General features: G+C 55.7%; 9 protein-coding genes and 4 tRNA genes. 4 read left to right on the forward strand and 9 right to left on the reverse strand.

Translation table 11 applies throughout. From position 1 onward, the window contains the following. Window positions 1–75 precede the first annotated feature (75 nt). Genes hemC through hemY form a run of 4 tightly spaced genes read left to right on the forward strand, consistent with a single transcriptional unit; the run spans window position 76 to window position 4,098 of the window. On the forward strand, window positions 76–1,017 hold the full coding sequence (hemC, locus tag D9980_RS18760; protein ID WP_024484170.1) for a hydroxymethylbilane synthase: 942 nt from the start codon (window positions 76–78) through the stop codon (window positions 1,015–1,017). Then, on the forward strand, window positions 1,014–1,754 hold the full coding sequence (hemD, locus tag D9980_RS18765) for a uroporphyrinogen-III synthase (RefSeq protein WP_024484171.1): 741 nt from the start codon (window positions 1,014–1,016) through the stop codon (window positions 1,752–1,754). Before hemC ends, hemD begins: the two co-directional genes overlap by 4 nt. Before the next feature lie 22 nt (window positions 1,755–1,776). Continuing rightward, window positions 1,777–2,901, forward strand: coding sequence for a uroporphyrinogen-III C-methyltransferase (hemX, locus tag D9980_RS18770; protein WP_024529530.1), 1,125 nt, complete (start codon window positions 1,777–1,779; stop codon window positions 2,899–2,901). A gap of 3 nt (window positions 2,902–2,904) precedes the next feature. After that, window positions 2,905–4,098, forward strand: a complete 1,194-nt coding sequence (gene hemY / locus D9980_RS18775) for a protoheme IX biogenesis protein HemY (protein ID WP_121608103.1) — start codon at window positions 2,905–2,907, stop codon at window positions 4,096–4,098. 1,400 nt (window positions 4,099–5,498) lie between these two features. On the opposite strand, the gene D9980_RS18785 is transcribed toward hemY, so the two are convergent. The 9 genes from D9980_RS18785 to wzxE form a co-directional block, all read right to left on the reverse strand. Continuing rightward, a tRNA-Pro gene (locus tag D9980_RS18785) sits at window positions 5,499–5,575 on the reverse strand. A gap of 76 nt (window positions 5,576–5,651) precedes the next feature. Further along, window positions 5,652–5,738: transfer RNA gene (locus D9980_RS18790), tRNA-Leu, on the reverse strand. Window positions 5,739–5,785: 47 nt separating this feature from the next. Then, window positions 5,786–5,861: transfer RNA gene (locus tag D9980_RS18795), tRNA-His, on the reverse strand. A gap of 70 nt (window positions 5,862–5,931) precedes the next feature. Beyond that, window positions 5,932–6,008, reverse strand: a tRNA-Arg gene (locus D9980_RS18800). Between the two features lie 135 nt (window positions 6,009–6,143). Further along, complete coding sequence (locus D9980_RS18805) at window positions 6,144–7,547, reverse strand: amino acid permease (RefSeq protein WP_024484175.1); 1,404 nt, start codon at window positions 7,545–7,547, stop codon at window positions 6,144–6,146. Between the two features lie 348 nt (window positions 7,548–7,895). Next, window positions 7,896–8,636 carry a lipopolysaccharide N-acetylmannosaminouronosyltransferase gene (gene wecG / locus D9980_RS18810; RefSeq protein WP_021807753.1) on the reverse strand — a complete coding sequence of 247 codons (741 nt, stop codon included), beginning with the start codon at window positions 8,634–8,636 and terminating at the stop codon, window positions 7,896–7,898. An 8-nt stretch (window positions 8,637–8,644) separates the two neighbouring features. Next, a complete protein-coding gene (gene wzyE / locus D9980_RS18815) occupies window positions 8,645–10,012 on the reverse strand; it encodes an ECA oligosaccharide polymerase (protein ID WP_024484177.1) in 1,368 nt (455 codons plus the stop codon). Beyond that, window positions 10,009–11,094: a TDP-N-acetylfucosamine:lipid II N-acetylfucosaminyltransferase gene (locus tag D9980_RS18820; RefSeq protein WP_121608105.1), complete on the reverse strand. Its 1,086-nt coding sequence runs from the start codon at window positions 11,092–11,094 to the stop codon at window positions 10,009–10,011. Before D9980_RS18820 ends, wzyE begins: the two co-directional genes overlap by 4 nt. Beyond that, window positions 11,091–12,341, reverse strand: coding sequence for a lipid III flippase WzxE (gene wzxE, locus D9980_RS18825; RefSeq protein ID WP_121608106.1), 1,251 nt, complete (start codon window positions 12,339–12,341; stop codon window positions 11,091–11,093). The genes D9980_RS18820 and wzxE overlap by 4 nt, the downstream gene beginning before the upstream one ends.

Here is a 12,341-nt window from a genome sequence, read left to right on the forward strand (position 1 = left end):
CCTGTGGCTTCTTGCACTGACAGTTTTGATCCTCAGTGGTAGGATGGACGGCGAATTATAAAAACGGTAACCAGCATGTTAGACAAAATTATTCGAATTGCCACCCGTCAGAGCCCACTTGCCCTATGGCAAGCACACTATGTTCAGCAGCGTCTGATGGCGAGCCATCCGGGCCTGCAGGTGGAACTGGTGCCTATGGTCACGCGCGGCGACATCATTCTGGATACGCCGCTGGCCAAGGTTGGCGGTAAGGGCCTGTTCGTCAAAGAACTGGAGCTGGCTCTGCTGGAAGGCCGGGCAGACATTGCCGTGCACTCGATGAAAGACGTCCCCGTCGACTTCCCCGCAGGCTTGGGGCTGGTCACCATCTGTGAACGTGACGACCCGCGTGACGCTTTCGTCTCCAATCACTTTGCCTCGCTCGATCAACTGCCGCAAGGCAGCGTGGTCGGCACCTCCAGCCTGCGCCGTCAATGCCAGCTGCGTCGCCGTCGTCCGGACCTGATCGTGCGCGATTTACGGGGCAACGTCGGCACAAGGTTGGGTAAGCTGGATAACGGCGATTACGACGCCATTATTCTGGCCGTGGCCGGGTTAAAACGTCTGGGCCTGGAACAGCGGATACGCTGCCCGCTGAGCGCGGAAGAATCCTTGCCTGCCGTCGGCCAGGGCGCGGTCGGTATCGAATGCCGCCTTGACGATGACGTCACCCGCGCTTTGCTGGCCCCTCTCAACCATCGCGAAACCGAAATTCGTGTCCGCGCCGAACGGGCGATGAACACCCGGCTGGAAGGGGGCTGCCAGGTTCCCATCGGCAGCTATGCCGAACTGGTAGGTGATGAACTGTGGTTACGTGCGCTGGTAGGTGCCCCCGACGGCAGCCAGATGGTCTGCGGTGAACGCCGTGGCCCATCGGCACAAGCTGAGCAAATGGGTGTAGAACTGGCAGAAGAACTGTTGGCTGCCGGTGCCCGTGAGATCCTGCATGACGTTTATCAGGGAAATCCTCCTGCATGACTATTCTGGTAACCCGCCCTTCTCCCGCCGGGGAGCAACTGGTGAGCCGCCTGCGCGCACTTGGCCGGGTTGCCTTTCACGCGCCGCTGATCGACTTCGCCCCCGGTAACGATCTTGTCCGCTTACCTCAGGGGCTGGCAGAGTTGCAGGCGGGCGATCTGGTGTTTGCCCTGTCGCAGCACGCCGTCAGCTATGCCAGTTCGGTCATCAATCGTGCCGGGCTTCAATGGCCTGGCCAGTTGTCCTATTATGCTATTGGCCGCACCACCGCGCTGGCAATGCATCGTATCAGCAGCCTGCCGGTAGACTATCCGCGTGAACGTGAAATCAGCGAAATGCTTTTGCTGCTGCCCGCGTTGCAACAGCTCTCCGGTAAACGGGCGTTGATCATGCGGGGCAATGGCGGCCGCGAGCTGCTAGGCGAGACGCTGGCTGAGCGAGGGGCAGCGGTAAGCTATTATGAATGTTATCAACGCAGCCCGGTGCATTATGATGGCAGTGAGCAAAGCGCCCACTGGCAACGTGCCGGTATCAATACGCTGGTAGTGACCAGCGGCGAAATGTTACAACAGCTCTATACTTTAGTTCCTGATTACTATCGCTCTTCGTGGCTGTTACGTTGCCGCCTGATAGTCGTCAGTGAACGTCTTGCTACCCTTGCCCAGGAGCTGGGTTGGAGCACGATTCGGGTAGCTGAAAACGCAGATAATGACGCGCTGATCCGCGCGCTACAATAACCTGACTATGGGATGTGCCACTATGACGGAACAAAACACTCCATCCGCCGCGGTTGAAGAATCAAACCCAGCGGTTGAGAGCCCCCAGCAGCCAGCCGCTGACCACCGGAAAGGTAAGAACACCGGCCCGGTATTGGGTGCGATTGCCATCGTGCTGGTCATCGCTCTGGGTGCTGGCGGCTATTATCACACGCACCAGCAGGCGCAGACATTGATCGCCGCCAACCAGGCCTTGCAGCAACAGTTGGCAGAGCTTAAGCAGAGCCAGCAGCAGGAAAAGAGCGCGCTGGAAGGCTTGCTGCAACAGCAGGGTAAGACGCTGGAGGCCACCGATCGCGAGCAAACCTCGCTGGTGCGTCAGCTCAATGAACTGCAAGATAAGGTTGCCACCATTTCCGGCAGCGATGCCAAAACCTGGCTGCTGGCACAGGCGGACTTCCTGGTGAAAATGGCAGGCCGCAAACTGTGGAGCGATCAGGATGTCACCACCGCGGCTGCGCTGCTGAAAAGCGCCGACGCCAGCCTGGCAGAAATGAACGATCCGAGCCTGATCGATATTCGCCGCGCCATCACCGAAGATGTCGGCACCCTCTCCGCCGTGGCGCAGATAGATTTTGACGGCATCATCCTGAAGGTCAACCAGCTGTCCAATCAGGTCGACGACCTGCGTCTGGCGGATAACAACCGTGACGAACGGCCAATGGATGAAGACGACGGCGAGCTGTCCAGTTCGTTGAGCGAATGGCGTCAAAACCTGACCAAGAGCTGGCACAACTTTATGGCGGACTTTATTACCGTCCGCCGTCGCGATAGCAGTGCCGAACCGCTGCTGGCGCCGAATCAGGATGTCTACCTGCGTGAGAATATCCGTTCGCGCCTGCTGGTTGCCGCACAGGCTATCCCTCGTCATCAGAACGAAGTGTATAAACAGTCGCTGGAAACGGTTTCGACCTGGGTACGCGCCTACTTCGATACCACCGATCCGGCTACCAAGGCGTTCCTGGAAGAGTTGGACAACCTGAGCCAGCAATCGATCTCCATGGACGTACCGGGCCAGCTGAAAAGCCAGCCGATGCTGGAAAAACTGATGCAGACCCGGGTGCGTAATCTGTTGGCCCAGGCCCCTGCCACTCACCAGGAGGGATAAGCCATGTTACGCGTGTTATTCCTGTTTCTGGTGCTGATTGCCAGCCTGGTGCTGGGGCCGATGCTGGCCGGGCACCAAGGCTATGTGCTGATCCAGACCGACAATTACAACGTCGAAACCAGCGTCACCGGTCTGGTGATTATGGCGGTGCTGCTGTTCCTGGCGCTGTTTGTCATCGAATGGATCCTGCGCCGCGTCTTCCGCACTGGCGCGCGCACCCGTGGCTGGTTCCTTGGCCGCAAACGCAGCCGCGCCCGTAAGCAAACCAAAGCGGCGCTGATCAAACTGGCGGAAGGGGATTACAAGCAGGTAGAGAAACTGCTGACCCGCAATGCCGATCATGCCGAGCAACCGGTGGTGAACTACCTGCTGGCGGCGGAAGCTGCGCAGCAACGTGGCGATGGCTTCCGCACCAATCAGTATCTGGAGCGTGCCGCAGAGGCCGCCGATACCGATCAGTTGCCGGTAGACATTACCCGCGTGCGTATTCAGTTGGCTCAGGGTGAAGACCATGCGGCACGGCACGGCGTCGATAGCTTGCTGAACCAGGCACCGCGTCACCCGGAAGTGCTGCGGCTGGCGGAGCAGGCCTATCTGCGCACCGGAGCTTATGCCTCACTGCTGGAAATTCTGCCTTCAATGAGCAAAATCAACCTGCACAGCGAAGAAGAGCTACAGGCTTTACAGCAGCAGGCCTATATCGGCCTGATGAACCAGGCCATGGCCGATGAAGGCAGTGAAGGGTTGAAGCGCTGGTGGAAAGATCAGAGCCGTAAAATCCGCCACGAAATCCCGCTACAGGTAGCGATGGTGGAACATCTTATTGAGTGTAACGACCATGAACTGGCACAAAGCATTGTGCTGGACGGCCTGAAGCGCCAATACGACGAACGGTTGGTGTTGTTGATCCCACGTATCAAGTCTGGCAACCCGGAACAGTTGGAAAAAGCGTTACGCCAACAGATCAAGCAGCATGGCGCGACGCCGTTGCTTAACAGCACGCTGGGTCAGTTACTGATGAAGCACGGTGAATGGCAGCAAGCCAGTGATGCGTTCCATGCAGCACTGCAACAGCGGCCAGATGCCTACGACTACGCCTGGTTGGCAGATGCGTTGGATAAGCTGCACCGCAGCGACGAAGCCACACAGATGCGCCGTGAAGGGCTGATGTTAACGCTCAAGCAAAACGGCGAGTAACCTCCCCGGTTGGCTTGTCAGGGCTCAGCATGCCGTGCTGGGCCCTTTTTTTGCCTGAAACTTTCCTTGGGGCAAAAAAAAACACTTGCCGCGAGACAAGTGTATAAAAGAAGCAATCAGGTCTAGGACAACTGGGGTGGTGCCTCACTCAACGTTTTGCCCGGAGTGTGATGAAGCCGTTGCAAGCAACCCTTTCATCGTTCAGGTGGGCAATAGGCACCCTAAAATCGGCTCTGCATCATTCCTGGGTTTATGAGGCCTAAGGCGAACATAAGAAGTGGAATGAGCATCTACGATAGAGATATTGCACTTGGCGTGCCAACTTTTGACTACTGAGTGCCAACAAGCAAAAAATAAAATCATCATATTGAATTTAAACGATTTAAAATTATCTTCATTAACCCCTCTGATTTTCCCCGCCTGTTCGCCGCTATTTACCCCTCTACGGATCCTGTCGCCTTAAAACGACGGGTTAATGAGAAGTCTTTTTTATTGATTAAAATCATTAGGTTAAATGTCTCAAACTGACGACAACAGGCATGCCCATAAAGGACAAAAGGAGACAGGTTGAAATTTCGTAGGGTTTGCCAAGATAAAGCCGCTCGATAAAACGACTCACGGTAAAATAAAACACCGGTTTAATATTTTTGTGAGGTGAGTCACGAAATACTTGATCGATTTGCCGGCCAGGTGTAGCCTGTTTGTGTGACGTGGATCACACTATTAATCACTCTCTGGGAACTGCCACTATGAAACTGATCAACAAAATCATCACCGCTTTCAACAACGTAGACTTCTCATTCGGCACCATCAATCTCTGATTGCCGACGTAACGCCTGCTTGAAATAAAACGACTGTTATCTGGGGCAAGAACGGCATGATGCCGATATGCTCCAGAAGTCGTTGCGTTGTTTATCCTCCATTTTTGCACCCTGCCATTTTTCCAGCGCTTATCTCTGCTTCCTTCTGATCATTCCCTTGTAAGGCCAGCTCTAAAGTTGTCTGCTTCCCCTCACCCCAACCCTCTCCCAAAGGGCGAGGGGGCTGCCCTGAGCCCTTGATTAGCTCGTGCGGCTTCGGAAAGTGATGTAAGAAGGAGAAAGGCAAGGTATTACACAGAGAATCAACGAACTCGATCGTACCGCTTCGGAAAGTGATAAGAAGAAAGTCCGGGTAATATGCAGAGAAATCAACGAGCTCGATCGGTTCCCTCTCCCTGTGGGAGAGGGTTAGGGTGAGGGGCCAGCACGATATCTCAGGTATCGGACGCCCACCCTTTCCGCCAGTATAAAAAGCAAAAAACCCGCTCATTGCTGAACGGGTTGCTGAACGGGCGCGGCATGCAGCGCCCCTACAATAGACGTAAAAAAGCCCGCTTTTAAAGCGGGCTTTCTTGAAATTGGTCGGCGAGAGAGGATTCGAACCTCCGACCCACTGGTCCCAAACCAGTTGCGCTACCAAGCTGCGCTACTCGCCGATTTCTTGTTGCTGATACTACCGAACTTTCCAGCCTATGTCTATGTAAATATTAAATTTATCAGACATTTTGTGTGTGGTGCGAAGAGAGGGACTTGAACCCTCACGTCCGTAAGAACACTAACACCTGAAGCTAGCGCGTCTACCAATTCCGCCACCTTCGCACTGTCACAAAACAGCTTTCAATTCTTTTACTTTACCCTAGGTAAAGTGGGGTGGCTAATGGGGCTCGAACCCACGACAACTGGAATCACAATCCAGGGCTCTACCAACTGAGCTATAGCCACCATAACTACTTTATCTACTGCTTACTTCACGCGGTAATCATACCACCGCAGCTCCTGCGCACAAAATTAATGGCGCGCCCGACAGGATTCGAACCTGAGACCTCTGCCTCCGGAGGGCAGCGCTCTATCCAGCTGAGCTACGGGCGCGTAGCGCCGTTGCGGGTGGGGATACTACGGTTTTATGCCCATCCTGTCTAGTGCTTTTTCTCAGAAATGTTGAGTTCGCTGACCCTTTGCTCACTCTTGCAGCAGAAAGGGCCCGGCAAGGCCCTTTTCTTAAGCTTAGCGCTGACTTTCTGTCCGCTTTTCAGGCTGATGATGGACTTTGTGCATACCGAATACAAAGTAGCACAGGCTCACCGCAGCCAGGAAAATCATCCCCACCACCAACGAAATCCGCGTATCCGGATTGATCCCCATGCCAACCAGCACACAAATCAGGAAAGCGATGGTCAGGTAGTTCATGTAAGGGAACATAAATGACTTGAAGCTGTGAGTCTTCATCGCTTCTTTATGGGCACGGCGGAAGTAGATCTGGCTGATCAGCACCACAAACCACGGCATCATGCCCGGCAGCACGCTGGCGCTATAGACATAGACGAACACCTGCTGAGGATTGGGAATAACGTAGTTCAGCGCCGATCCCACCAACAGGCAGATAATGGTAATGGCAATACAGTTGACCGGTACGCCGCTGGCAGAAAGCCTGGTCAATGCCGCAGGCAGTTGGCGGTTCTTGGCCAGGGCATACAGCATGCGGCCGCCACTATACATGCCGCTGTTGCAGCCGGAGAGCGCGGCGGTCAACACCACAAAGTTGATGATACCTGCGGCGGCAACGATACCAATCTTGGCAAAGGTCAGCACAAACGGACTGCCTGCGGTGCCGATACCGTTCCAAGGGAAGATGGTGACAATCACGAAGATGGCACCGACATAGAAAATCAGGATGCGCCACAGGATGTTGTTGATCGCACGTTTGAGCGTCACCTGCGGGTTTTTGGCTTCCCCGGCGGTAATGCCGACCAGTTCAACCCCTTGGTAAGAAGCCACCACGATACACAGGGCAAACAGGAAGCCTTTCCAGCCACCGGCAAAGAAGCCGCCATGAGCCGTCAGGTTGGCAAAGCCCGTCGGCTGCCCGCCGTTACCGAAGCCGAAGAAGATCACCCCCAAGCCCACCAGGATCATCACGATAATGGTGGTGACCTTGATCATGGCAAACCAGAACTCCAGCTCACCGTACAGGCGCACCGCGGCCAGGTTGGCTAACGCGACCATCGCGACCGCAATTAACGCAGGCAGCCACTGCGGTATCTCTGGGAACCAGAACTGTACATAGACGCCAATAGCCGTGATTTCCGATATTCCCACGGCAAGCCACATAAACCAGTAGCCCCAGGCGGTGAGATAGCCGAAAAAGGGGTTCATGTATTTGTGCGCATAGACGGCGAAAGAGCCCGCCACCGGCTCCAGGAACAGCATCTCCCCCATTGAACGCATGATGAAGAATACAAACAGGCCGGCGATGATATAGGCCAGCAGCACCGAAGGCCCTGCCCATTTCAACGTACTGGCCGATCCCATAAACAGACCTACGCCGATCGTGCCACCCAGGGCGATCAGCTCTATATGTCGCGCTTCTAACCCGCGATGTAAACCCGGTGGCTTTTCTTTGCTTGCCATAAATCCTCAGTCATATTTTTTATGATGTTGTTTGCCTGCCGATCGGTGCCGGTCATTATTGTTTTAGACAAGTTGAGTGTCATTCATCCCCCACCGGGCAAAACGGAACTTAAGCAGTCATCCGCACCATTTAATTGCGGAGAAGTGCCGCTGCGGCCTGGGGAAATTTTCGGGCGCTATGGTTTCGCATTTTGCCGCCATAAGCAAACCGCAAATTAAAACCTTATGGAATAAGTGACGAGGGAATGATTAACCGAGGTTATAGCTTTGACCACGTTATGGCCGATAGGGAGATTATTTGCGCAAGACAGACGCTGGAGCAACGGAGGGGCTGCTCCAGCCGAAGGATCACATCTTGCCGGTATAGTAATAACCGACGAACTTGAGTAGCCGAAGCTGGCGGCGTATACGGCTCGGCTGGCTGAGCAGGCGGTAGAGCCACTCCAGGCCCAGATTCTGCCACACCTTGGGCGCGCGCTTCACATGGCCGGTAAACACGTCATAGGTGCCGCCAACCCCCATATACAGCGCCTGTGGATGCACCTTGCGGCAATCCCGCATCAGGATTTCCTGCTTGGGCGATCCCATTGCCACGGTCACGATAGCCGCGCCGCTGGCACGAATGCGTTCAAACAAGGCATCCCGCTGTTCCGGTTTGAAGTAGCCATCCTGGCTGCCTACCAGATTCACATTCCACTGACTACGCAGCTTCTGCTCGGTCTCTGCCAGCACCGAAGGCTTACCGCCAACCAGAAACACCGGCGTGCCTTCCTGACCCGCGCGCTGCATCATGGCTTCCCACAGATCGGCCCCGGCCACGCGCGACACCTCCGCGCCAGGATACTTGCGGCGGATGGAGCGCACCATGCTGATGCCATCGGCATATTTGTACTCAGCCTCATCCAACAGGGCATGCAGCGCCGGATCGGTTTCCGCATTGAGGATTTTCTCGGCGTTCATCGCCACCAGGGTGCCTTGCTTGACCCTGCCACCGTCGAACAGAAAATCCATACACTGCGCCATGTTGCGAAAGCCCCACAGGCTGAAACCGCGCAGCTCATACTTGGGAACCGAAATGTTTGCTTCCATTGTCACTATTACCTTGGCACAAGGGAGTTGGCTACGGGAGCCAACGCGCGCTTGCGCATAATTCGAGTCTTGATAAGCCCGGCAGCATCAAACAGCCAGTACAGTAATTTTGCCAATACCAGGCAGGCACCAAAAATGATGCAGAAGAACACCACGCGTGAGACAAAGGAATCTACCCCCTCACGCGCCAGCACGATGATATTAAACACCGCACCAAAGCAGAACCCTTGCAAAATCGCCGCCTTAAAGCGGTTCTGTTCGCTTTTGCCCAGCTCATACAGCCAGTCGAACCATTTGATGATCAGGCCCACCACAATGGCGCCCAGCGGGATAAACAGCACCCCGCCCATCACCACCAGCGAACCAATCAGCGTTGGGGAAATCGCCAGCCCGGAATGGTTGTCCAGCACTTCCCAGGTAAAGTAGTTGGCGGTATTCAGCACCAGATCCGGCCGCCCCGGCCACAACCAGGCAGGGATAAAGACATAGAAATCACGCACGATCGGGGCCAGCCCCTGGAAATCGATCTTGTCGTAATTTTGCAGCAGCAGCCCCAGGTTCTCCCACGGCGAGAAGGTATCACGGGTCAGATACAGGAAAGTGTAGAACGCTTCCGGGCCGCTGACATCCAGGCTATAGCGTTTCAGCGCCAGCCAGAACATGCCGACAATGCCGAACACCCCGGCGGCTACCAACATCCACAGCGAGATCCAGCCGCGCACAATGCCGATAAACAGGAACAGTGCGAACGCGATAATGATGTTGGCACGGGTACCGCCCACAATCACGTAGGTCAGAATGCCAAACGCCACCGTGGCCGCCAGGAAGAAGAACCAGGCGCGCAGATCCTGCTTCAGGAAATAGACCACCAGCATCGCCGGGATGAAGAAGTAGAAGAAGCGCTTGAGCGCCACCCCTGACACATCGCTGGAGAAGATTTGGCTGTAGGAGTTGAGCTTGAACAGTAGGAAACCGTTCTGCATAAAGAAGATGCCCACGGTGCCGATCGCCACCAGCGCCAGCAATATCCAGGTGATATGCGTCTCTACCCGGTTCATGGTGAACACTGGCTTATGCGGCTGGCTGCTACGCTTACGCAACCGCGTCTTGTAGCTGACGTAGTAAATCGCGTAGAAGGCGGTGGCAGAAAGAATGGCATACAGCAGGAACTCAACCGGCACCACGGCCACGTCAAACTGGAACACCAGCAGGCAGGTCAGCGGGAAGCCAAAGTAAAACGTCAGCAGATAGAGCAAGGAAAAGAAGACGTTAAAGTTGAAGCGGACACGCCGAAACTCCTGATAGGTCAGGGTCAGCACAAACAGCGCCCCGATCAGATAGACGACAAACAGCCCGCCAAACTGTGCCAGCGTCATGGATTTTCTCCCGCCGCCAACGCCAATGCCTGCTGCCAGCCATCAACATAGTTCGGATTGAAAAAGGCGATGGACTGTTTATCCAGCGTTGCCAGTTGGCGCTGTGATTCGCGCACCACGGCTTCATCCAGCGAGTCGCCATAGAACAGCACCGGCAGATGCTGTTCTGCCAGGTCCTGCCAGAACGGGTTCTTGCGGCTGAGGACAAAAGGTACGCCAAACTGAATCAACAGGCACAGCGTACCGATCCCCTGCTGGCGGTCGAAAATGAAGTAGCCGAGATCGCACTCACGCAGGATATTGAGATAATCGTCAAACGCCACCTGCTGTGTCAGCAGTTGCAGGTTCTGCTCGGAGAACAACTTCAGGCCAGCCGCGCGCACCTGGGCAATATAGGCGTCGTTATTGGCTGGATAGCCCATCGGCAAAATCACCCGCACCTTGTCACCAAATTGCTGATGGATCGCCTGCAACGCCTCAATATGGCGGTTGGTGGTATCGCCAGAGTTGCCTACCAGGAGGGTCATCGGCCCAGCCAGGTTCTTTTCGACTTCGATACCTGTCAAGGCAGGATCCATCCGCGTAGGGAAATACAGCAGCGAGGCCGGAACGCGTGCGTGCCGCTGCTGGTAGTGGATCAGGTCGCCTCGGGTGGCAAATACGTGGCCAACCCGCCCTTGGGCAATGCGGCGCAGCACGTAGAACAGGCGATATTTCCAACTGGTGGCGTTTTCATACAGATCGGCCCCCCAGATATGCCAGCTCACCTGGCGCGGCTTGATCTTGCCGCTCAGCAAGGCCAGCCACAGCGCCGCGTTAAACTGGCCATGCAGGAACAGGCGGGTGTCACGGTTGGCCTTGGCACGGGCAATCACTGCCTCTGCGAGGCTCTTTTTGCCGGGGAAAGCCTCGATGGTCAGTTTGGGAAAATGGCCCAACGCGGCCACGTCTTTGGCTGCCACCATGAAGTGACACACTTGTTCTGCGGGCAGGCGTTCGGCCAGCACGTCATTAAAGAAGCGCAGCACCGTCTGATTATGATGCGGGATATCAGATCCCAGTACGTGGATTAGTATGGTCATACTCGTCTACGATAAAGAATAAATACGCAGCTACAGAGCGCAAAATACACGATGTAGGTTGCCATATAGGCCTGTGCCGCCCCTAATGCGCCATGCAGCGGGATCAGCCAGTGCGAGAACAGCGTCAGCAAGGCAAACTGGCTGACCTCTGTCAGAATATAAAAACGGAGCGACGCCTTGGCGATCACCAGGTAACCGAAGACGTAGGCCCCGACTTTCAGCACGTCCCCCACCAGTTGCCAGGCAAACAAATCGCGCATGGCAACGAACTTCTCAGAGAACAGCAGCCAGATGGCGAAGTCACGCAGCAGCCAGACGGTAAAGCTGGCAGCGGCGACCGCAGGCAGCACAAACTTCAGCGAGCGCACGATCTCCCGCGAAATGGCGCTTTTCTCTTGCAGGCGCGACAGCGTTGGCAGCAGATAAACGGTGAAAGAAGCGGTAATAAACTGCAGGTAGGCATCAGAGATACTGCTCACCCCTTGCCAGATCCCCACTTCGTCCCAGCCGTAATGCTCCGCCAGCAGGTTACGCATCATTACATAGGCGACCGGCAAGGTCACGGAGGTGATCAGCGCCATCAGGGTAAACTTACCGAGATGGCTGGCTAGCGCCTTATCCCAGGCCAGCGCCAGATAGCGCAGCGGCATCGCCTTGCGCCGCCACAGCATGAAACCGGCAGGCAGCACTACCAAGGCAGGAACCAGAGCCAGCCCGGCCAACGCGCCTTCATAACCGCCCAGCTTAAAGCATAGCGTAAAGGCTACCACGCCGATCAGGCTACCGGCGATCACCGCCAGCGCGTTACCCATCGCATCGCGATAACCTTTGAGGATCGCCAGGAACAGGTTGGCGTAGGCAATCCCCATCTGGATAAACGCCACCGCACGCACCACGTTCACATAGTCAGCATGGCCAAACAGCCCACGGCTGATCGGCTCGGCAGCAAACAGGAACACCAGCGCCAGCAGGGTTGAGAAACCCAGCACGATGCTGGATGCGGTACCCACCGCCATCCGCAACCGCTGCGGATCCTGATGGTACTCCGCCACATACTTGGTGATACCGTTAAAAATCCCGGCACCCGACAGCACGCCCAACACGGTGATCAATTGGCGGAAGTTACCCGCCTGCCCGACCCCGCTGGGGCCGAAGGCCACCGCCAGCATTTTTACCACCAGCAACCCCACGCCGATCTTGATCAGCGTGGAGCCCGCGGTCCAAATCGATGCTTTTGCCAGAGACAT

It is taken from the genome of Serratia sp. 3ACOL1, assembly GCF_003668775.1.
Lineage (GTDB): Bacteria > Pseudomonadota > Gammaproteobacteria > Enterobacterales > Enterobacteriaceae > Chania > Chania fonticola.

Excerpts from the sequence above, each read along its gene's own strand:
- hemC (WP_024484170.1), top strand. The coding sequence starts at position 76 with ATGTTAGACAAAATTATTCGAATTGCCACCCGTCAGAGCCCACTTGCC.
- hemD (WP_024484171.1), top strand. The coding sequence starts at position 1,014 with ATGACTATTCTGGTAACCCGCCCTTCTCCCGCCGGGGAGCAACTGGTG.
- hemX (WP_024529530.1), top strand. The coding sequence starts at position 1,777 with ATGACGGAACAAAACACTCCATCCGCCGCGGTTGAAGAATCAAACCCA.
- hemY (WP_121608103.1), top strand. The coding sequence starts at position 2,905 with ATGTTACGCGTGTTATTCCTGTTTCTGGTGCTGATTGCCAGCCTGGTG.
- D9980_RS18805 (WP_024484175.1), bottom strand. The coding sequence starts at position 7,547 with ATGGCAAGCAAAGAAAAGCCACCGGGTTTACATCGCGGGTTAGAAGCG.
- wecG (WP_021807753.1), bottom strand. The coding sequence starts at position 8,636 with ATGGAAGCAAACATTTCGGTTCCCAAGTATGAGCTGCGCGGTTTCAGC.
- wzyE (WP_024484177.1), bottom strand. The coding sequence starts at position 10,012 with ATGACGCTGGCACAGTTTGGCGGGCTGTTTGTCGTCTATCTGATCGGG.
- D9980_RS18820 (WP_121608105.1), bottom strand. The coding sequence starts at position 11,094 with ATGACCATACTAATCCACGTACTGGGATCTGATATCCCGCATCATAAT.
- wzxE (WP_121608106.1), bottom strand. The coding sequence starts at position 12,341 with ATGTCTCTGGCAAAAGCATCGATTTGGACCGCGGGCTCCACGCTGATC.